The organism is Sediminibacterium sp. FW305-C-61 (assembly GCF_058231065.1).
Genome location: NZ_JBIQXR010000004.1, coordinates 166,792 through 188,045 on the forward strand (window position 1 = coordinate 166,792; position 21,254 = coordinate 188,045).

Genomic DNA, 21,254 nt, shown 5'->3' on the forward strand with positions numbered 1-21,254 from the left:
ATCTGTAAAAAATGTCACTGACTAAGAAAAGAAAAGTAGCAGCGGTAAAGGTGGATAAGAATAAAGCTTATTCCCTGAAAGAAGCCTCTACACTTGTAAAAGAAATCAACTGTACCAAATTTGATAGCTCTGTAGACCTGCATATTCGTCTGGGTGTAGACCCTAAGAAAGCAGATCAGCAGGTTCGTGGTACTGTATCATTACCGCATGGTACTGGTAAAACTAAAAAAGTACTGGTACTTTGTACGCCTGATAAAGAAGCATCTGCAAAAGAAGCCGGTGCTGATTTTGTTGGATTGGATGAGTTCATCACCAAAATTGAAGGTGGTTGGACAGATATCGATGTGATCATCGCTACACCGGCTGTTATGCCTAAAATAGGTAAGCTTGGTAAAGTGTTAGGTCCACGTAACCTGATGCCAAACCCTAAAACCGGTACTGTAACCAACGATGTTGCTGCTGCAGTAAATGAGGTTAAGGGTGGTAAGATCGCCTTTAAGGTAGATAAAGCAGGTATTGTTCACGCTTCTATTGGACGTGTATCATTTGCTCCTGAGAAAATTGCAGAGAACAGTGCTGAACTGATCAATGCAATTATCAAGCTGAAACCATCTTCTGCCAAAGGTGTATACCTGAAAGGCGTAAGCATGGCCAGCACCATGAGCCCTGGTATCGCTTTAGACACCAAATCATTAATGAACTAATTCCCAGTGATCCTCGCGTTACAGTGGGGAAATGACCTGGGTTTTTAAAAAAGATCAGATATGACAAAAGATCAAAAAAATGAGGTGATCGAAATTCTGAAAGAGAAATTCGCTCAATACAATAACTTCTACATCACCGATACTGAATCGTTGACTGTAGCACAAGTGTCTACTTTGCGTCGTAGCTGCTTCGATAAGCAGGTAGAGATGAAAGTAGCTAAAAACACCCTGATCCGTAAGGCGCTTGAGTCTTTGGATGCAGAAAAATATGCCGGTATTTATGATTCTCTGCACAATGTAACTGCATTGATGTTTTCTGAGAACCCTAAAGAACCAGCATTAATTATCAGCTCTTTCCGTAAAGCCAGCAATGGTGAAAGACCTGTATTGAAAGCAGCATTTATCAATGGTGATATTTACACTGGCGATAATAACCTGAAAACACTTACTCAGATCAAGACTAAGAATGAATTGATCGGTGAAGTAATCGGATTGCTGCAATCACCTGCTAAACGTGTACTGGCTGCATTATTGCACCACCACGAGAAGCAGGCTGAAACTACAGCGAGCGCTGAATAATCAATTTGAAAATTTGGGAATTTGAAAATTTGAAAATGGGAATACCAGCTCAAAATTTCAAAAATCAATTTTCAAGTAAATTTTATTAACTGAAAACAAAGAATTTGACATTTTCAAATTTTCAAATTCCCAAATTTTCAAATTAATATAGGTATCAAATTTTTTTAAAACATCCGACGGATTCGCCTGAGGCGAATATGAAGCCGGAAAAAATTGAAACAAAATGGCAGACGTAAAAGCATTAGCCGAAACATTAGTAGGCTTAACAGTAAAAGAAGTTCAGGAATTAGCTGATGTATTGAAAGCTGATTACGGTATTGAACCAGCTGCTGCTGCAGTTGTAGTTGCTGCTGGCGACGGCGGTGGAGCTGCTGCTGCTGAAGAGAAAACATCTTTCGATGTTGTACTCGTTAACGGTGGTGCAAGCAAACTGAACGTAGTTAAAATCGTGAAAGAATTGACTGGTCTTGGACTGAAAGAAGCAAAAGACCTGGTTGACGGTGCTCCAAAACCAGTAAAAGAGGGTATCTCTAAAGCTGAAGCTGACGATATCGTTGCTAAGCTGAAAGAAGCTGGTGCTGAAGTAGAAGTGAAGTAATTTCACAAGCTGTTAAGCAAAAAATATAGCCGCTCCAATTTGGGGCGGCTTTTTTGTAGGGGGTAGGCCATAGTCCATAGTCCATAGTCCATGGTCCATGGTCTATTCCCCCCACTTTTTCTCGAGTACTTTAATGAAATATCCACCGACTACGCTTCTTGCCTGAAAGCCAACTTGTTTGCCGTCTGTTGTTTCGTGCCAGTCGCTGAGTGGAACCCGACTTGGGGTTTCGATGGCATATTTGTATACCGGGTCAATCAAGGCTTTAAAATCTTTCTCTTTAGATGCGAGTACGGATGTCCAAACAATCCAGTCGCTCTTGGTATAAGTTCTGCGACTGTCTAAAGGCAGTCCGTACTTATTTTGTTTGGTGAGATAGTACTTCACTTCTTTTTCATACACTGCAGCAGGAAAGAGGTTCATGTTGAGCAGCTTATCCCACACCAGGTTGTATTTCTGGCTCCAGGTTCCTTTATTGTCAAACGTAAGCGTGTAATGATCTCCATCATCTGCCATCTGCATCCATTTAAGGGCATAGTCTTTTGCAATTTTTTCATACCTGTTTGCTTCAGCTGTTTTACCGAGTTGTCTTGCCATTTGAGCGTAGGCACCAATACCCACAATGGCTTTCATCGATAAATTCGTATTGCGGGCAAGGTGTCCGGCAAAATCATCGGTACACAATTGGTTTGCAGGATCAAATCCATCTTTATTCAAAAATTCAACCCATTGACTTAACAAAGGCCAATGATCTTTTGCAAACGTATAGTTCTTTTCAGCTTTACAAATTGCTGCCGTGAGAATGATCATATTTCCCGATTCCTCAACAGGCATATCTTCCCCATAGGTTTGTCCATTTGCTAATGGATAAGTACCTAAATCATGTGCAGGAAAGGGTTTGGTCCATTTGCCCGATTCGCTATAAGTCATAATAGGCGCTACCATCCCTTTCAATAAAGCCGGATTGTATAAAAGAGTTAAAGGAGCAGAAGGGTAGGTAACATCAACCGTCCAGATAGATCCGTTACTAAAGTTTTCTTTCTGTGGAAATAAGATTTCATCATTTGCGCCTCTTACAAGTTTATGTGCTGCCAGTGATTCGCGATAGGCGAGTACACATAAACGTGCATAATTTTCACCGCCTGCTTTCAATGCATCTGTATATAGCTGTCGGTCGAATTGGTTGCATAGTTTAACTATCGAGGCATATTCCTCGATAGATTTTTTCAACATCTCTTCGGTTGAAGCGAAATTTTTCTTCCACCAGGCTTTAAGGTTTTCATTGAAATATTGGATGGAAAATAGATCATCATAAGCCAATAAAACCGTTTTTGAAACCGGAGTAGCACTAAGTTTTCCATAATCGATTTTAAGTGAACATTTATCAGCAACTGAATTGACTGAAGGATTGTCACTTTGTTCAGATAGCTGAATTCCTTTTTCATCTTTTATCGCGAGATATGCATAGCCCCAATCGATCCGAACATCGTCTCCTTTTCTTTTTAATACCTGCTGGGCATTGGTACCTGTTGTTTGAATAAATAAGGAACCATACTTGCTTACAGTGGTACTTGCAGGTTGATTCGTTTTATTTCGTGCGATGTCTGCACTGCTATTAAAATAAATCTTTACTGAATGCGCTTTACCATCCGTAGCTTTTGCATTGAAATTAATGAAGCTAATTGGACGTGCGTATAAGTCTATATTATTAGCTAGTAAGGGAGATAGGAAGTCAACGTTTAAGTTTACCGGCCCGCAGGTAAATTGGTATTTTGTTTGGGTAGCAGTAATGTTTACACTTGTTTGTAGGGCTTGTGTAACAGGCTCATCTGGTAACCTGTTGTAGAGTCCAATATCAATGATGCCCGGGCCTCCGGTATTTTCACAATACACTGCCAAAGTATTTTTTCCGGCTTTTATTTTTTGTTTGATTTCATTTTGGAGTATGATCTCCTTATTAGAAGAGCAACAGCCGGCTTCATAAATTTTTTCACCATTCAGGAATACTTTGATATTATCGTCATACTTAAGGGTAAGTAATAATTCATTAAAATCATTGTTGGTAACATTGAAGGTTCTTCGAAACCAAATTTCTCTTGAGTTCCATTCAGTAACGGCATCCATATTCTTTGAGCCAAACATGCCCAGTCCATTTTTCCATTGGCTGTCATCAAACTCCGGACTGAACCAGTTTTCAGCAGGTTTTTGTTCAGTATACCTGCAATCGTATCCTTGTAAATCGCTATTGGGTAATAGTGGTTGTAATTTTTTGGGTGGGGCTCCCAGGAATTTATACAATTTGCCATCCACATCAATATAGCCCAGCAATGAATGATCGGCGCCTGTCCAGTGTTTGGTAACCGATTCATTGAGTTTGTCTGAAAAACTCCAGATACTGAAATAGGGGTCGTGGGTAATCAGCGGATAGGCAGGAGCTTTTGAAACCTGGGCAAAAATGGGATGTGTTATTGCAAAAGCAATCAATAAGCTGTACAGTTTCTTCATGGCAAATAAATCAAAGGGTATATGATTAGCATTCAATTTAATAAAAATTGAAGTATGAAGATCAAATAGTACTTTATGTCGTATAAATTATTCTGTACTGAATAAGCGGATCGTATAATCGAGTAACGATTTATTGCCGGGCTCACCATGCCCAGGGATCACTATTTTTACTCCAGGATATTTCTTTTTTATTTGTTTTACTGTAACTGGCCATGCTTTTTCATTTGCATCGCCCACCCAGCCTTTCGTGGCATTTATTTCCTTAATCAGGCATCCGCCAAATAGTATCTGGTCGGTAGGGAAGTAGGCAACTACATTGTCTTTGGTATGTCCTTCACCAAAAAACCGGGTATATATTTTATCGCCACCTACAGTTAGCTCCAACTGATCTGCAAAGGCATTTTTTGGAATAGTAGATTTCTGTTCCCTTGCCAATGCGATGGTTGTTTTACTAGCATAAGAAAGAATATTTAGTTGGTGAAAAACTTTGAGTCCGCCCAAGCAGTCTTCATGATAATGCGTAGGTATAACAGCTTTGATGTTGCATTTTGCTTGTTTTTCAATCCAGTTTATCAGCTCTGTTGTACTGGTATCATTAGCCGGAGTGTCAAAAACGATTGCTTCATTTTTATTGAGCACAATCATGCCATTACAGGGTACTTTACCAAAACTGTTGGTATACAGGTAGCTGGTATGTACATAGCTATGTTTGGCAAGCCGGGTAATAATGAGTTGATCAGATTTGTATACGGTATCTGTACCGGTCATTGAAAAAACCGCAGAAGGCAGAAAGACGAAAACCAGCAATAAATATGGATATAGTTTCCTCATAGTATGTTGTATCATGCAAAGTAAATATACCACACTTGCCCTACATGATCAACAAGGAAAAGTAAGATGAGGTTATAAAGGATATTATTTTTTAAGTGAGCTGATGCCAAGTTGTATAAAGCTCTCATTACTCCATTGAATGGAAAGCGGTTTGCCCGCATCTTTTATGCTTTCTGTATTTACAATTTTGCCACTGCCATAATTTACTTCTGAAAATGGATTCTTATTGATATTCAGAACCAATAATAGCCTGCTGCCTTTCTGTACCTTTTTACTGAACAGGCGGGAGCGGGAAATGGGGATGGACGCTAATTTACCCGGGGTTAATAACCGGCGTGTGGTCATATCTTTAGCATAACTCGCCCTGCCAATATAATAGGTTAGATGAAAGAATGTTTCATCGGGCATTACCTCATAAAGTGTTAACCCAATATCCATGTCACGCTTATTGATAATGGCTTTTAAAACACCTTCAATTTGCCCGCTAACGGTGATGTCTTCATTAAACGTATCAGTCCAAAAAAATAAACCACTGGTAGTATCAATCGATGTTTCTATAATTGGATCAGGATAATACTGGTTTGTCCACTGATCGCGGTTTGCCAGGTTGATCTCCTGTTTGTGATAAGTTATTTTTGAAGGTTTGGTCCTTGAAAGCATTTTATTATCAGCAAGGTAGAATGTAACGATGCTGTCTTCCATTTTTTTTAATGAAGGAGCATGCTTCCAGGTATTTGTCCCCATTTGCTGGAAGTTGATTTTATCTTTTATGAGTGAAGGTTTTTCTTTGCCTTTCAAAATATGATCAAACCATTGAAAGGTAAGTTCTCTTGTATTGATCAGTGCCACGGAATCTACTGTATATCCTCTCAAAACTTTTCTTCCTCCTTGTTGTGCACCAAAATGGTCATAAGGACCAATAACCAGGTAATGTTCAGCATCCGGACGATACCGATAATGTTCCCTGAAATATTCCATCGCGGAAACCTGTCCGTCATCATAATAACCGGTAATGGATAATACGGGGATGTTGATATGGGCATACTCATTTCTGAAAGGGATCATTGATTGCCAGTAACGGTCGAATGAAGGGTGTTTTAACCATTTCTGTAACCATGGATTGGGTAAGCCATCAATACTGTCGATGCGATTAAAAGGTACACCACTATAAAACCAGTTGACGCGTAATTTTCTGAAACGTTGAAAGTCGTTATTAATAGCTGTATCCAACATGTTGCTGGTAGTAACATAAAATGGCCATTGGTAATTTGCTGTAAGGAATATATTGTTTTCCATGGGTACACCTAATCCTGGTATTGCAGCTACGTAGGGTACGATGGTTTTTAATGCTTTGTGTAATTTTTTGGTAGCGGCCCATTGTGCAAAGCCGGAATAACTGCCTCCATACATGCCAACACGACCATCGCTCCAAGGTTGATGGGTAATCCATTCAATCACTGCATTTACATCCTGTACTTCATGTTCGTAGGGTTCAATTTTGCCGTTTCCGAGGCGTTTACCCCGGGCGTCGGCCACAATGCCAACATAACCATGATCGGCCGCAGATTTGGCTTCTTCAATACTTCGCGCTGTATTTGCGTAGATAAAAAACATAAGGGCGGCAGGTTGTTTTGTCTGGACATCTGCGGAGCGAACTACAACTGCTGAAAGCGTTATGCCATAAGATGTATGAATTAATACACTGTCGTTAATGATATAGCGCTGCCCGCTGCCTTGTGAGATAAATAACAGGCAGACAATAAATGCGAATACTTGTTTCATAAATTAGGATGTGTTTTTCGGAATAGGGTTGATTGTCGTTCTGAAAAAATAATTTCTTGTTCATCGGAAAGACGAACATGTAAAATGCCCTGAATTGTTTTGCATTCACTGATGAATTGCAGGTTAATCAGTTGCCACCTGTTTGCCCGGAAGAATAAGTTGGGAGGTAATTGTTCTTCTATTTGTTTAAGTGAATTTTTTAAAAGAGGTTTACCATTAGCAGTATATAACCGAACGTATTGATGGGCAGATTCGATCAGGCTAACATCGGTCCATTGTATAAAATAATACCGGTTCCCTTCTTTGATGAAGAGTGATCTGCCGGTTTGTTGCTTTAATCTTTCCCTTACCTGTAGTATGGTTCTGGTAAGGCGTTCTTCTCTGACTGGTTTCAGCAGGTAATCGATTGCGCTTACTTCAAAAGCTTTAAAAGCGTATTTATCGTAAGCGGTTACAAAAATGGTCAGGGGTACAATGGCAAGTGATTCCAGTAACTCAAATCCAGAGCGGCCGGGCATTTGAACGTCAAGAAAAATGAGGTCGGGTATCAGTTCATTGATGATCAGTTCTGCTTCATCGGCATTTGCAGCTTCTCCGATAATCTGTATATCAGGAAAAACGGAGAGTATCCTTTTAAGTTCCAGTCTGGCAGACCTTTCATCATCTATGATTATGGTTCTGATCATTTTCATCATACAGGTATAATTAAACATGCTTCAACCATACCGTTATTTTCTGTGATGGTAAAGGAAGCCTGTTCATGGTATAATAAATGCAGTCTTTCTTTCAGGTTTCGGATGCCGAGGCCTGTTCCCGATCCTAATATGCCCGGATGTATCACTCGAAAACTATGTGTTTGATTATTTGTGGAGGCGGTTAACTCAATACGGCCGCCATTTTGTTGTACGGCGATACCATGTTTAACAGCATTTTCTACCATAGTTATCAATGAAAGGGTGGGTATGGAAATTTTTGAAAAATTATCATCGATATTAATTGAATACTGTAATCTTTCTTCCATCCGCAGTTGTTCAAGTTCAAGGTAATCTTTAATGAGTGCCAGTTCTTCACCAACAGTAGTGGTTGATTGTTCGGTATTGTATAAGCTTGTTCGAAGTAATTCACTCAATAAGTCGATGGCTCTTCTGGCCGAGTCGGGCTGAGAAGGCACAAGCGATTTAATTGTATTGAGTGAGTTAAAAAGAAAATGTGGATTTAGTTGAGCAGACAAATTTTGTAGCTGGGCATCCTTAATGGCAACTTGTAAGGAGGCATTTTCTTTCAGCAGGTTCATTTCGCGCAGTGCATAATGGTAGCCATGGTATGCCAATAGCCAGATCGACATAAGTCTTGCCCCAGCCATTGAAATGCTTGTAATATTCGGGCGTACAAAATCCATAAAACTGATTTCGAAACCGGGCATGAACCAATGACGTATATAGTAGATTTTTGTAATGGTGCCAATGCAATAGAGTGCGGTTAAAATGGGCAGGCTTAACAGTATTCTCCATATTAAAGGGCGAAGCGGAAGGCTTTGCCATTGGCAGTATCGGGAAAAATTCCGGTAAACATGGGTAATGCCAATGTATAAGACCAGATCTGTACCGAATTGAAGCAAAGCAAAACCGACACTGAAACCAGGTTGTGCGATACCCATTAATGCCCAGTACAGCGCAGCTATACTCCATCCGAGTAGCTGGCAGCGCCAATATAAAGTGATATGCCTGAAGAAGATCATACCGTAAAACAACAATAATGTACCCAATAAACCGAATCAAATAAGCAGAGTGCGGTATAATGATGGTTGAGTGCGGAGGAGAAGGAATGAGAAATGAGGAATAAGGAATAAGAAATAAGGAATGAGAAATTATTGCTGTATGGGAGAAATTGGCTTCATGCTGCATGCTGCAAGCTGCAAGCCTTGATGGGTGCTTGTTATAGACTTTCTGCTTTTAATGGAATATTAGAGGGAGAGAAAATTTTAAGTCAGTTGTTTAAAGGAATATTTGGTAGCGTAAATGCACTATCTGCTATAAATAGAACACGGATCTTCATGATTTTCAAGATTTATCATGATAGATCTTGAAAATCATGATAATCTGTGTTCCATCATACGCGAAACCTAGAGCTCGCGGGTAAAATTCTCCAGACAGAAATGAAGAGAAATAAGAAATAAGGAATAAGAAATAAGGAATAAGGAAGTATGGATGGAGTAGTGGGGGTGGAAGATGCAGGTATGCTTTGCTTGAGTGAACTTAGTGCTTTAAAATTCGCCTCTTGCGTAGTTAATATTTATAAGTTTCCTTCAAGCCGATTTTAGTCGGATATGTCTGGGTAGTGCTTTGTTAGCTAGTTATATTTATGGCATTTGTGGATAAAAATGTTCACAAAAGGAGAACTTTTATAAAAATAATATATACTTTTGTTATGAAAATTCATTTGATAAGAAGGGAAACAATTGAATGTTATAAAAAGGAAAATGCACTTAGCCGTATTTCATTTGATGAATGGCTATACAAATTGAAATTTGCAGATTGGGTTATTCCCGAAGATATCAAATGTAGTTTTGGTAGCGCAGATTTATTAGGGAAGGGAACGAGCAGAGTAGTATTTGATATTGGAGGAAATAAATACCGGCTAATTGCCAAATATGCATTTGGTGATACACAGGTGCATCTTTTTATTTGCTGGATAGGAACACATGCTGAATACGATAAGCTTTGCAAAGCAGGAGAACAATATATAATCAGTAACTACTAAAAATATAAATCATGGAAACACTAAAATATAAAGTCATCACCAGTAAAAGTCAATACAATACTTATTGTAACGTATTGGAAGAACTTGTATTCTCCGGAGCAAAAGATCGCAATACCAAAGATGAAATTGCCTTATTAACACTGCTCATCGAAACCTGGGATGCTTCTCGTCTTTCAACTACTAGTCTTGATCCTGTTGAGTTAATTCAATCTTTTATGAAAGAGCATTACCTGAAAGCAAAAGATATGGTTGAAATTCTCGGAATAAGTAAGGGGTATGTATCAGATATTCTCCATTATAAAAAGGGGCTTTCAAAAGATGTTATTAGAAAACTGGCAGACTATTTCAAAGTTTCACAGGAAGCATTTAACAGACCCTATGCATTAGTGGTGCCGGTACAGATAAACGCTAAGAAGACAATCGTGAAGCAAAAATTGGCGAGTTGCTGATAATAGAAATTGATTTCTTACAAATGTTTATAAACTTAGACATTGCTGCTCTGGAAAAAGATGCAGGCAAGTGAATTTAGATTTCTAAAATTGGTTGAATAAAGAAATAGTTGATTGCAGTTAATGCATTATTTGCTATTAATAGAACACGGATTTTCAAGATTTATCATGATAGATCTTGAAAATCATGAAGATCTGCGTTCTATCCTCCGCACTACTAGCAGATTGCCAGAATTACTCCTTTAGAAAAACTTCAAATTATACCATAAGCCTCCTGTCTTCATTTATTTAGAATGTAAGGGTAAAAAATACCCTTTAAAAATCTTAGATTGCATAAGCAGCAGTATGTTGAGCTATTAGTACTGCATTCTATATAATACCAGGCATTGTTCTACAGCAAATGTCAATCATAAATTAATGCACATGATTCGAGTTTTTTCTACATTGGTTCTTTTATTCAATTTGGTTTTGTTATCCGGATTAACTGCACAGGATAACCCACATTATCAAACGGATTTCTCCAAAGAAGAATTTGCCCGCAGAAGAAATAGTGTTTATAACGCAATTGGTAATAAATCTGTTGCCTTATTGCAAGGCTTTGGCGGGATACCCGGCTTTACAGTGTTTCGCCAGGCCAATAATTTCTTTTACCTAACCGGAATAGAATCGCCGCATGCATATCTTTTATTACGCGGTTCAAATAGATCAGCCACTTTATACCTGCCTCACCGCGACGAAGCTACTGAGAAGAACCAGGGTAAGGTATTGTCTGCCGAAGATGCTGAACTGGTAAAACAGTTAACCGGTATTCAACAGGTAAAAGCTATTGAATTTTTATCTGCAGATCTGGTGGGTACAGGACTAATAAGACCCCAGGCTCCAAAATTATTTACGGAGTTTAGTCCTGCAGAAATTGGCAACGACAGCCGGGATGAATTACTATATGCACAGGCCAGGGCTGCTGCTAACCCATGGTATCCTTCTACCACCAGAGAGGCTGCCTTTATTCAAAAAATAAAAGCACAATTTCCGCAGTTTGAAATCAATGACCTTTCGCCCATTCTGGATACCATGCGACTCATTAAAAGTGCGGAAGAAATAGCTGTGATACGCAAAGCTACACAAATTGCAGGATTGGGTATCATGGAAGCCATGCGTTCAACTTATCCAGGTGTATACGAATACCAGTTAGATGCAGCAGCCAAGTATATGTTTTACCTGCATGGCGCAAGGGGAGATGCTTATCCCTCTATTATTGGTGGGGGCACCAATGCATACATGGGTCATTATTTTCATAAAACAGATGCATTGAAAGACGGTGACCTGGTATTGATGGATTATGCGCCTGACTATAAATATTATTCAAGCGATGTTACACGTATTTGGCCAGTGAACGGAAAATTTAATGCTGAACAGAAAGAGCTCTACAATTTTATTGTGGCCTACAGGGATGCTTTGTTTCGTTATATAAAACCCGGTGTAACTGCTGATGAAGTATTAGATAATGCAGCGAAAGACATGCAACAATACCTGGTTGGAAAAACCTTTGTAAAACCTGAACACCTTAAAGCAGTACAGGATGGGTTAAAATTCAGGGGACATTTTCAACACCCAGTTGGCATGGCCGTACATGATGTAGGCAATGTGCGTGGTGTTCCACTAAAACCCGGTATGGTCTTTACCATTGACCCCATGATCTGGATTCACCCGGAGCGATTGTATATACGCATTGAAGACGTGGCGCTGGTTACGGCATATGGTGTTGAAAACCTAAGCGGTTTTGTTCCTTCTAAACTAGAAGAGGTAGAAGCCACAATTAGAGAAAAAGGACTGATAGAAATTCGTCCTGCTCTTTCATTACCCCTAAAAAAATAACCATGATGCGTTTTATCAGCTATCTGCTTATTTGCTTTGCCCTTCCTTTAATTGCAACCGCAGATAATTATCCCAAAGACCATAGAATTGATATACTCCATTATGCATTTAAAATCAGTCTATCCGATTCAACAGATGAAATATTCAGTGAGGCATCGATTGATGTAAAATACCTGTCAACCGGTGTAACAGTTTTGCGCTTCGATCTGATCAAAGCAGCTGCATCATTAGGTAATAAAGGAATGATTGTAGAAAAGGTACAATCGGGTGGAAAAGCTTTGTCTTTTAAACATGAAAACAATGCGCTGTATATCAGTTTACCCAGTGCTTCACAAAAAGACCAGCAAAGCAGGTATGTGATAAGTTATCACGGAGTGCCCGCCAGCGGATTAAAAATTGCCAATAATAAATATGGTGATCGTAGTTTTTTCAGCGACGACTGGCCGGATAAAGGAAGAAACTGGTTGCCCCTGGTTGATCATCCTTATGATAAAGCTACCTGCGAGTTTTTAGTGACCGCCCCAGCGCATTATCAGGTTGTCTCTAATGGATTAAAAATAGAAGAAACAAGTTTGCCCAATGGAAAGCGAATGACCCACTGGAAGCAATCAGTGCCCATTGCTCCCTGGTTATATGTATTGGGTGTTGCGAGGTTTGCGGTTCAGTATGTGGATGAGTTTGACCACAAATCCATTCAAAGCTGGGTATATCAACAGGATCGTGATGCTGGATTTTATGATTATGCAGAACCCACCAAAAAAGTACTGGCTTTTTACAGCGACCGTGTTGGTCCATTTGCGTATGAAAAGCTGGCAAATATTCAATCTAACAGTGTAAGCGGCGGCATGGAAGCAGCTTCTGCTATATTGTACAGCGAGGGTTCAGTAGTAGGTGATCGCAATGAACGCTGGCGTAATGTCATAATACATGAAATAGCCCACCAATGGTTTGGCAATGCAGTTACTGAATCTGATTGGGACGATGTTTGGCTCAGCGAAGGCTTTGCCACTTATTTTACCCTGCTTTTTATAGAACACCAGTATGGACATGATGAATTCATGAAAGGACTTGCAGACAGTAAAAAACGTGTAGATGATTTTTATGCCAAAAATCCAGGTTACCGTATTGTACACGATAACCTCACTGATATGAATAAAGTGACCAGTTCTCAAACCTATCAAAAAGGGAGTTGGATACTACACATGCTTCGTGGTATACTGGGCGATGAACTGTTCTGGAAAGGGATACGCCAGTATTATGAAAAGTATATGAACCGAAATTGCACCACTGCCGATTTTCGTGCTGTAATGGAAGCTGTATCTGGCAAGGATTTGAAACAATTTTTCGATCAATGGTTATACAAGCCAGGTGCTTTAAAGATCAGGAGTACATGGGAATACAATGAGTCAAAGAAAGAGCTGAAGATAAAGTTGGAGCAGGTGCAGAATGATGGCAGTTTGTTTTCAATGCCCATACCTATAGCTGTTCAGTTGCCAGGTAAAACGAATGCCATCAGGAAAGTAATTGAACTGAAAGAAAAATCGGTTGAGTTTACGCTTCCTGTTAATACCTCGCCAACGGATGTTTTAATTGACCCGGATAAATGGGTGTTGATGGAAGTGGGGAGAGGGGGATAAGAAATAAGAAATAAGAAATATGGAATAAGAAATATGGAATAAGAAATATGGAATAAGGAAGTGACTCATTTATTATTCCCCTCACCACGTCGGACTTCGGACTTTCGGACTCCCGGACTTATTTTCCCCTCTTTCTATCCTGACCATTCATCTTTTGCTGCCATACCAGTTTGCCTTTTTTATCGAAATATTTTATACCGGTAAAAGCCTCTTTGTTCTGGAACCATCCGCCGTCTTTATTAGACATGCCGATCAGCAGGTTTCCGTTTTCGCCGGCAATCATCAATCCTTTGGTGCCGTCTTCCAGCGCTACGATGTGAACGGCTTCGCCTTCTTTATCATCCACACCCATAACAGATCTTGATTTGCCTTCTTTTGTGGTGTTTACTCCGGCGCCACCGAGTTCCCAGCCTTCTTTATCGTTCCATAAAATGCCGGCACTCTGGAACATTCTTTTGCCAATATTGGGGTCCGCCAGTTTATCGCCTAATAATACACGGTCGAAACCGTTTTCATTCATCACCACAATGCCTTCTGCACCATGGTAATAGTTTTTATACCATTCCATATACTGATTGGGATTGCCATATTCTTTAGCCCAATATTTTCTAACCAAAGCGGTATCGTTTCTAACACGATCTTTTGAGTAGGGAATAGGGGAGCCGATCAATATTCTGTCGCGCCCGCTGCTGTCTTCAATGATGATGCCTTTTGCCCTGATGATACCCATGGTTTGCTCAGGGGTGGTGAATGCAAAAAGTAATACCGTGATCAGTACACCGGCACTGATGAAAATATACCAGCGCATCCAGGTAATCTGTTTTTGTAATTGTTGTAGTTCTGTTGTCATAGAGTTTAATAATGGTTTCCATGTTTACGATTGGTGGGGATAATAGTTACAGCTTGATCTTTTTTATGAGGGGAATTCACATGAATATGTGATCAGAGGGGGGATGAGAAAGTCCGGGAGTCCGAAAGTCCGAAGTCCGACGGGGGATTTCAAGAAAAGCAATAATGTAAAATGGGTGTGTAATAATTTTTTCAAATCATTGAATGAATTGCCTCGGTGCAACTTTTGAAAAGTTTCGGAACTATCTAAAAGTTAACGCTCAGTTTTTAAGAGGAAGTTGATTGTACACTTTCTATTCCCAATATGTTAAACGGTTTTGCTTCTCGGTAATAATTTCCCATATTTATCACATTAAAATTTTGCTATGAAGAAAATCATGTCCGTTTTAGCTGGCGCAACACTTTTATTTGCTGCTTGCAAAACCAATACAGATTCAAAAGATTATTTTGATACGGCTGGTATGGATACTACGGTTAATCCTGCCGACAACTTCTTCATGTATGCCAATGGCACATGGATCAAAAACAGTGTGATACCCGACGATCAGAGCGGGTGGGGGAGCTTTTATACGCTCTATGATGAAAACCTTAAAAAACTCAGAACAATATTGGATGAAGTATCTGCCAAAACAGATCATAAAGCCGGCAGTGCAGCTCAGAAAGTAGGCGACTTTTATGCAAGTGGTATGGATACCGTTGCCATTGAAAAAGCTGGCTATGAACCCCTGAAACCCATGCTGGCAAAAATTGATGCGGTAAAAGATTATAAAGAACTGGTTAGTCTGCTTGCAGAAAGTTATATGCAAGGTGATGGCGACCTGATCGGTATTTATATAGGTGCCGATGAAAGAAACAGCAGCAAAAATATACTCAGTCTTTACCAGACAGGGTTGAGCTTACCCGAGAAAGACTACTATACTAAAAACGATTCTACAACAGTAATGCAGCGCCGGAAATTCCTGGAGCATATCACCAACTATTTTGTACTCACAGGGGTACAAAAAGAACAAGCTGTACAACAAGCTGAGGCAATACTTAAACTTGAAACAGCAATTGCTAAGTCTCACCTTGCCCCGGTTGAACTGCGTGATCCTATCCGCAACTACAATAAAATGTCGGTAACCGACCTGGAAAAAATTTCTCCTAATATAGGTTGGAGCAGTGCTTTGCAGAAAATGGGTATCAAAACAGACAGTGTGAATGTGAGTCAGCCCGGCTATTACAAAGCATTAAGCAGTTTATTGGCCAGTCAGCCGATTGAGGCATGGAAAAGTAAAGTGCGTTACGATTATATCGCGTCAAATGCTTCACTTCTGAGCAAGGCATTTGTGGATGAACGTTTTTCGTTCAACAAATTATTCTCCGGTGCCAAAACACAGGAAGCCCGCTGGAAGAAAATGGTGAGTCGTACCGATGATGGCCTGAAAGATTTACTCGGCCAGCTCTTTGTTGAAAAATATTTTCCTGCTGATGCTAAAAAACGCATGGATGAACTGGTGAACAATCTGCAGAGCGCTTTCAGCAAACGGATCAGTGCTCTTGATTGGATGAGCGATACCACCAAACAAAAAGCCCAGGAGAAATTATCTGCCATCATGAAAAAGATTGGCTATCCTGATAAGTGGAAGTCTTATGATGATGTAACAATCAGCCGAAATGATTTCTATAACAACATGCGCAATATTGCCAAACATGATTACAAAGAAAGTATCGACAAGATTGGTAAAGCGGTAGATAAGACAGAGTGGGGTATGACCGCTCCAACCGTAAACGCTTATTATAATCCTACATTCAATGAAATCGTATTCCCGGCAGGTATTCTTCAATTCCCTTTCTTTGAGCTGAAAGCAGATGATGCCATCAACTATGGTGCTATTGGTATGGTAATTGGCCATGAAATGACCCATGGTTTCGATGACCAGGGCCGTCAATATGATGCGCTGGGTAACCTAACCGACTGGTGGACCAAAACCGATGGCGAAAAATTCAATGCCAAAGCCAAAGGGGTAGTGGAGCAGTACAATGCCTATACGGTACTAGATAGCCTGCATGTAAATGGGGCGCTTACATTGGGAGAGAACCTGGCAGATATCGGTGGCCTGGCCATCGCCTATGATGCCTTTAAAATGACCAAACAAGGTCAGGGTGACGAAAAAATCGACGGTTTTACCCCTGATCAGCGCTTTTTCCTTGGCTATGCACAGGTTTGGCGTTTAGTTGACCGCCCCGAGAGCATGCGTACCCGTATTACCACCGACCCGCATAGTCCTGAAGAGTTCAGGGTAAACGGCCCTCTGGCCAATTTCGAGCCATTTTACAAGGCATTTGGGGTTACAGAGAAGAATAAGCTCTATCGTGCGGCTGATCAACGGGCGAGAATCTGGTAAGAAAGTGAGTAGACAGTACTGAGTGATGCTTGATTATAACCCTGCGTAAACTCCGTTACCTCTCGCTCTCTGCGGTGAACTTTCGAGTAAATTCACCGCAGGGAAAGGGGAACGCAGAGATTTCGCAGGGTTTTGTATGTAGGCTGTTACCTTTATAAGTTCCTAATATATTGATAATCATATCTTTACTCACTACTGACTACTCACCACTCACTCCCCATTTACCAGTGACCATTCAGGAATAAATTTGTTTTTGCAATTGCCTGCCTATTTCCTACCTTTGCCATCCTTATTTTTGGGCCAATTAGCGGGTGGACATTTTTATCATTGACGTTTGAATGATGAATGAGCCGATTGTACGTTAAGAGAATCTCACCATTCTCCCCAAATTTTTATCGTATCAAAACCGGTTTTCATTTATATGTCTACAACAACTTTGAACAACAGGGTCGGCTTCGGTAAAACTAAACATTTGGCAGAAGCTCCTGACCTGCTCGACATCCAGTTAGAATCATTCAGAGAATTTTTTCAGTTAGAGACAACACCCGATAAGCGTAATGTGGAGGGTTTGTTCCGTGTGTTTAAGGAAAACTTTCCTATCACAGACACGCGTAACATCTTCGTACTGGAGTTCCTGGATTATTTCATTGATCCGCCCCGTTACACACTAGATGAGTGTATGGAGCGTGGTCTTACTTATGCAGTGCCTTTAAAAGCTAAACTGCGTTTAAGTTGTAATGATGAAGAGCACGTAGATTTCCAGACCATCGTTCAGGATGTGTTCTTAGGAAATATCCCGTACATGACACCACGTGGTACCTTCGTAATTAACGGAGCTGAGCGTGTGGTAGTATCACAGTTACACCGTTCACCTGGTGTATTCTTTGGTCAGTCTGTACACCCCAACGGTACAAAAATTTATTCTGCCCGTGTAATTCCTTTCAAAGGAGCATGGATGGAGTTTGCTACCGATATCAATAACGTGATGTATGCCTACATCGATCGTAAGAAAAAGTTCCCTGTAACAACCCTGTTACGTTCTATTGGTTTCGAAACTGATAAGGATATCCTGGAACTCTTCGGTATGGCCGATGAGGTGAAAGCTGATAAGAAAACCCTTGCCAACCATGTTGGTAAAAAACTGGCTGCCCGCGTTCTGAGAACATGGGTAGAAGATTTCGTGGATGAAGATACCGGTGAGGTAGTGAGCATTGAGCGTAACGAAATCGTAATGGAGCGTGATACCATTTTAGATGAGGAAGCAATTGCAACCATCATCGAAATGGAAATCAAGAGCGTATTTATCCAGAAAGAAGATGTGGGTGGTGATTATGCAATCATCTACAATACCTTAAATAAGGATACTTCAAACAGTGAACTGGAAGCGGTACAACATATCTACCGCCAGTTACGTGGTGCCGACGCGCCTGATAATGAAACAGCGCGTGGTATCATCGACAAACTGTTCTTCTCAGACAAACGTTATGATCTGGGTGAAGTAGGTCGTTATAAAATTAACCGCAAACTGAACCTCGATTATCCGCTGACCAAGAAAGTATTGACCAAGCAGGATATCATCGAGATCATCAAATACCTGGTAAAACTCACGAATGCAAAAGCGGAGATCGATGATATCGATCACCTGAGCAACCGTCGTGTACGTACCGTAGGAGAGCAGTTGTATGCACAATTCGGTGTTGGTCTTGCCCGTATGGCACGTACCATCCGTGAGCGTATGAACGTTCGTGATAACGAGGTGTTTACACCAGTTGATCTGATCAATGCAAGAACACTGTCATCTGTAATCAATTCCTTCTTTGGAACATCTCAGTTGTCGCAGTTCCTCGATCAGACAAACCCGTTGAGTGAGATCACGCATAAGCGTCGTATCTCCGCACTCGGACCAGGTGGTTTGAGTCGTGAGCGTGCCGGTTTCGAGGTGCGTGACGTACACTATTCTCACTATGGCCGTTTGTGTACCATTGAAACACCGGAAGGACCAAACATCGGTCTGATCTCAACACTTTGCGTACACGCTTCTATCAATGATATGGGCTTTATTGAAACCCCATACCGTAAAGTAGAAAACGGAAAAGTAAATATGAAAGAACTTACTTTCCTGAGTGCGGAAGAAGAAGACACTGCGAAGATTGCGCAGAGTAACTCTCCGTTAACAGAGAAAGGTGAGTTCGCAGAAGATAAAGTAGTTTCTCGTGAAACGGGCGACTTCCCGATATTAGATAAAGAAGATGTGGAATACATGGACGTTGCGCCAAACCAGATCGTTGGTTTGAGTGCTTCACTGATTCCATTCCTTGAGCATGATGATGCCAACCGTGCATTGATGGGATCGAACATGCAACGTCAGGCAGTACCATTGATCCGTCCGGAAGTACCTGTAGTAGGTACTGGTCTGGAAGGTAAAGCTGCTCGTGATGCACGTATCCAGATTCACGCAGATGGTAACGGTGTGGTTGAATTTGTTGATGCAAATGAAATTCATGTTCGTTACGACAGAAACGATATCGATCGTTTGATCAGCTTTAATGATGACTTACAGGTGTATAAACTCACTAAGTTCATCAAAACAAACCAGGCTACCTGTATCAACCTTCGTCCGGCTGTTAAAAAAGGACAGAAAGTAAAGAAAGGTGATTTCTTAACTGAGGGTTATGCAACAAAAGATGGTGAGCTGGCATTGGGTCGTAACCTGCAAGTGGCATTCATGCCATGGAAGGGTTACAACTTCGAGGATGCGATTGTAATCAGTGAGAAAGTGGTTCGTGAAGATCTGTTTACTTCAATCCATATCGATGAATATGAACTGGAAGTGCGTGATACCAAACTGGGTGAAGAAGAGTTAACACCAGATATTCCAAACGTTTCTGAAGAAGCTACAAAGGATCTCGATGAGCATGGTATCATCCGTATCGGAGCCACCATTAAAGAAGGTGATATCCTGATCGGTAAGATTACTCCAAAAGGAGAATCTGACCCAACTCCTGAAGAGAAACTCTTACGTGCCATCTTCGGTGATAAAGCAGGTGATGCAAAAGATGCATCTCTGAAAGCACCAAACGGTACAGAAGGTGTGGTGATTGATAAGAAACTGTTCCAGCGCGCTAAGAAAGATAAGAATGGTAAGATCCGTGAGAAAGCACTGTTGGAGAAAGTTGAGAAAGTACACCAGCAAAATACAGAAGCAATCAAAGAATTGTTGTTAGACAAATTGCAGACTTTGCTGAAAGACAAAGCGTCTGCAGGTGTAAGCAACAACTTCGGTGAAATGCTGATCGGTAAAGGTGCCAAGTTCAACCAAAAGAACCTGAGCGCGATTGATTACCAGAATGTGAACCCATTGGGTTGGACTGGTGATGCAAAAACCGACGATCAGATCAATACCTTATTGCACAACTACAGCATCCGTTACAATGAAGAACTCGGACGTTACAAGCGTGAGAAGTTCAACATTTCAATTGGTGATGAGTTACCAGCAGGTGTATTGAAACTGGCTAAAGTTTACCTCGCTGTTAAACGTAAGTTGAAAGTGGGTGATAAAATGGCGGGTCGTCACGGTAACAAAGGTATCGTTGCGAAAATTGTACGTGCAGAAGATATGCCGTTCATGGAAGATGGTACACCGGTAGATATCGTACTGAACCCACTTGGGGTACCTTCAAGGATGAACCTCGGACAGATTTACGAAACCATCCTTGGATGGACAGGTAAACGTCTGGGTGTGAAATTTGCAACGCCAATCTTTGATGGTGCAAGCACCGATGAAATTGAGCAATACTGTAAAGACGCAGGTATTCCAAGAAACGGGCATACATACTTATATGATGGTGAAACCGGAGAACGTTTCCACCAGAAAGCTACTGTGGGTGTGATCTACATGATCAAACTGCACCACATGGTTGATGATAAGATGCACGCACGTTCTATCGGACCATACAGCTTGATTACACAGCAGCCGCTGGGTGGTAAGGCACAGTTTGGTGGTCAGCGTTTTGGTGAGATGGAGGTATGGGCACTGGAAGCATATGGTGCGGCCAACATCCTGCAGGAACTGCTTACACTGAAGTCTGATGATATCATCGGAAGGGCTAAGACTTATGAAGCCATCGTGAAGGGTGATAACATCCCACGCGCTGGTGTACCTGAATCGTTCAATGTACTTGTACATGAATTGAGAGGTTTGGGTCTTGACCTGAAATTTGAATAATAAGCTACAAGCTGCAAGCTTCAAGCTACAAGTTTGAAGATGCAGCTTGCCTGATTTTCTTTGATATAACTAA

General features: G+C 40.8%; 15 protein-coding genes. 9 read left to right on the forward strand and 6 right to left on the reverse strand.

All coding sequences use genetic code 11. The features are described 5' to 3' along the window. Window positions 1-11 precede the first annotated feature (11 nt). The 3 genes from rplA to rplL all read left to right on the forward strand — a co-directional run bounded on the left by rplA (window position 12) and on the right by rplL (window position 1,881). Window positions 12-704 carry a 50S ribosomal protein L1 gene (gene rplA, locus ACH30E_RS11900; RefSeq protein WP_294990400.1) on the forward strand — a complete coding sequence of 231 codons (693 nt, stop codon included), beginning with the start codon at window positions 12-14 and terminating at the stop codon, window positions 702-704. Between the two features lie 60 nt (window positions 705-764). Beyond that, the gene (gene rplJ, locus ACH30E_RS11905) at window positions 765-1,283 is read left to right on the forward strand and encodes a 50S ribosomal protein L10 (RefSeq protein ID WP_294990397.1); all 519 of its coding nucleotides are present in this window, start codon (window positions 765-767) and stop codon (window positions 1,281-1,283) included. Window positions 1,284-1,506: 223 nt separating this feature from the next. Further along, complete coding sequence (gene rplL / locus ACH30E_RS11910; protein WP_133475421.1) at window positions 1,507-1,881, forward strand: 50S ribosomal protein L7/L12; 375 nt, start codon at window positions 1,507-1,509, stop codon at window positions 1,879-1,881. A gap of 102 nt (window positions 1,882-1,983) precedes the next feature. Here the strand turns inward: rplL and ACH30E_RS11915 are convergent, their stop codons facing one another. From ACH30E_RS11915 to ACH30E_RS11935, 5 genes are all read right to left on the reverse strand, one after another. Then, window positions 1,984-4,386 (reverse strand): glutaminase family protein, encoded by a 2,403-nt coding sequence (locus ACH30E_RS11915; protein WP_490847344.1) that lies wholly within the window; start codon window positions 4,384-4,386, stop codon window positions 1,984-1,986. An 87-nt stretch (window positions 4,387-4,473) separates the two neighbouring features. After that, the gene (gene bla / locus ACH30E_RS11920) at window positions 4,474-5,217 is read right to left on the reverse strand and encodes a subclass B1 metallo-beta-lactamase (protein ID WP_490825184.1); all 744 of its coding nucleotides are present in this window, start codon (window positions 5,215-5,217) and stop codon (window positions 4,474-4,476) included. A gap of 84 nt (window positions 5,218-5,301) precedes the next feature. After that, window positions 5,302-6,999, reverse strand: a complete 1,698-nt coding sequence (locus tag ACH30E_RS11925) for a CocE/NonD family hydrolase (RefSeq protein ID WP_490824992.1) — start codon at window positions 6,997-6,999, stop codon at window positions 5,302-5,304. After that, window positions 6,996-7,694, reverse strand: a complete 699-nt coding sequence (locus tag ACH30E_RS11930; RefSeq protein WP_490824993.1) for a LytR/AlgR family response regulator transcription factor — start codon at window positions 7,692-7,694, stop codon at window positions 6,996-6,998. Before ACH30E_RS11930 ends, ACH30E_RS11925 begins: the two co-directional genes overlap by 4 nt. Further along, a complete protein-coding gene (locus ACH30E_RS11935; RefSeq protein ID WP_490824994.1) occupies window positions 7,691-8,764 on the reverse strand; it encodes a sensor histidine kinase in 1,074 nt (357 codons plus the stop codon). The genes ACH30E_RS11930 and ACH30E_RS11935 overlap by 4 nt, the downstream gene beginning before the upstream one ends. 662 nt (window positions 8,765-9,426) lie before the next feature. Between ACH30E_RS11935 and ACH30E_RS11940 the strand changes: the two genes are divergently transcribed. From ACH30E_RS11940 to ACH30E_RS11955, 4 genes are all read left to right on the forward strand, one after another. Beyond that, complete coding sequence (locus tag ACH30E_RS11940; RefSeq protein ID WP_490824995.1) at window positions 9,427-9,759, forward strand: type II toxin-antitoxin system HigB family toxin; 333 nt, start codon at window positions 9,427-9,429, stop codon at window positions 9,757-9,759. A gap of 11 nt (window positions 9,760-9,770) precedes the next feature. Next, window positions 9,771-10,208 carry a helix-turn-helix domain-containing protein gene (locus ACH30E_RS11945; RefSeq protein ID WP_490824996.1) on the forward strand — a complete coding sequence of 146 codons (438 nt, stop codon included), beginning with the start codon at window positions 9,771-9,773 and terminating at the stop codon, window positions 10,206-10,208. Window positions 10,209-10,631: 423 nt separating this feature from the next. Next, window positions 10,632-12,083 carry an aminopeptidase P N-terminal domain-containing protein gene (locus ACH30E_RS11950; RefSeq protein WP_490824997.1) on the forward strand — a complete coding sequence of 484 codons (1,452 nt, stop codon included), beginning with the start codon at window positions 10,632-10,634 and terminating at the stop codon, window positions 12,081-12,083. A gap of 2 nt (window positions 12,084-12,085) precedes the next feature. Further along, complete coding sequence (locus ACH30E_RS11955) at window positions 12,086-13,720, forward strand: M1 family metallopeptidase (RefSeq protein WP_490824998.1); 1,635 nt, start codon at window positions 12,086-12,088, stop codon at window positions 13,718-13,720. A 118-nt stretch (window positions 13,721-13,838) separates the two neighbouring features. Here ACH30E_RS11955 and ACH30E_RS11960 read toward each other — a convergent pair whose 3' ends face one another. Then, on the reverse strand, window positions 13,839-14,570 hold the full coding sequence (locus ACH30E_RS11960; RefSeq protein ID WP_490824999.1) for a hypothetical protein: 732 nt from the start codon (window positions 14,568-14,570) through the stop codon (window positions 13,839-13,841). A 364-nt stretch (window positions 14,571-14,934) separates the two neighbouring features. Here ACH30E_RS11960 and ACH30E_RS11965 point away from each other — a divergent pair, with 364 nt between their 5' ends. Then, entirely contained in the window at window positions 14,935-16,956 is a 2,022-nt protein-coding gene (locus tag ACH30E_RS11965) for a M13 family metallopeptidase (protein WP_490825000.1), read from the forward strand. Window positions 16,957-17,377: 421 nt separating this feature from the next. Continuing rightward, a complete protein-coding gene (gene rpoB / locus ACH30E_RS11970) occupies window positions 17,378-21,181 on the forward strand; it encodes a DNA-directed RNA polymerase subunit beta (RefSeq protein ID WP_490825001.1) in 3,804 nt (1,267 codons plus the stop codon). Window positions 21,182-21,254: the final 73 nt, after the last annotated feature.

What these genes read in the sequence shown, in the direction of transcription:
- rplA (WP_294990400.1), top strand. Translation starts at nt 12, where the DNA reads ATGTCACTGACTAAGAAAAGAAAAGTAGCAGCGGTAAAGGTGGATAAG.
- rplJ (WP_294990397.1), top strand. Translation starts at nt 765, where the DNA reads ATGACAAAAGATCAAAAAAATGAGGTGATCGAAATTCTGAAAGAGAAA.
- rplL (WP_133475421.1), top strand. Translation starts at nt 1,507, where the DNA reads ATGGCAGACGTAAAAGCATTAGCCGAAACATTAGTAGGCTTAACAGTA.
- ACH30E_RS11915 (WP_490847344.1), bottom strand. Translation starts at nt 4,386, where the DNA reads ATGAAGAAACTGTACAGCTTATTGATTGCTTTTGCAATAACACATCCC.
- bla (WP_490825184.1), bottom strand. Translation starts at nt 5,217, where the DNA reads ATGAGGAAACTATATCCATATTTATTGCTGGTTTTCGTCTTTCTGCCT.
- ACH30E_RS11925 (WP_490824992.1), bottom strand. Translation starts at nt 6,999, where the DNA reads ATGAAACAAGTATTCGCATTTATTGTCTGCCTGTTATTTATCTCACAA.
- ACH30E_RS11930 (WP_490824993.1), bottom strand. Translation starts at nt 7,694, where the DNA reads ATGATGAAAATGATCAGAACCATAATCATAGATGATGAAAGGTCTGCC.
- ACH30E_RS11940 (WP_490824995.1), top strand. Translation starts at nt 9,427, where the DNA reads ATGAAAATTCATTTGATAAGAAGGGAAACAATTGAATGTTATAAAAAG.
- ACH30E_RS11945 (WP_490824996.1), top strand. Translation starts at nt 9,771, where the DNA reads ATGGAAACACTAAAATATAAAGTCATCACCAGTAAAAGTCAATACAAT.
- ACH30E_RS11950 (WP_490824997.1), top strand. Translation starts at nt 10,632, where the DNA reads ATGATTCGAGTTTTTTCTACATTGGTTCTTTTATTCAATTTGGTTTTG.
- ACH30E_RS11955 (WP_490824998.1), top strand. Translation starts at nt 12,086, where the DNA reads ATGATGCGTTTTATCAGCTATCTGCTTATTTGCTTTGCCCTTCCTTTA.
- ACH30E_RS11960 (WP_490824999.1), bottom strand. Translation starts at nt 14,570, where the DNA reads ATGACAACAGAACTACAACAATTACAAAAACAGATTACCTGGATGCGC.
- ACH30E_RS11965 (WP_490825000.1), top strand. Translation starts at nt 14,935, where the DNA reads ATGAAGAAAATCATGTCCGTTTTAGCTGGCGCAACACTTTTATTTGCT.
- rpoB (WP_490825001.1), top strand. Translation starts at nt 17,378, where the DNA reads ATGTCTACAACAACTTTGAACAACAGGGTCGGCTTCGGTAAAACTAAA.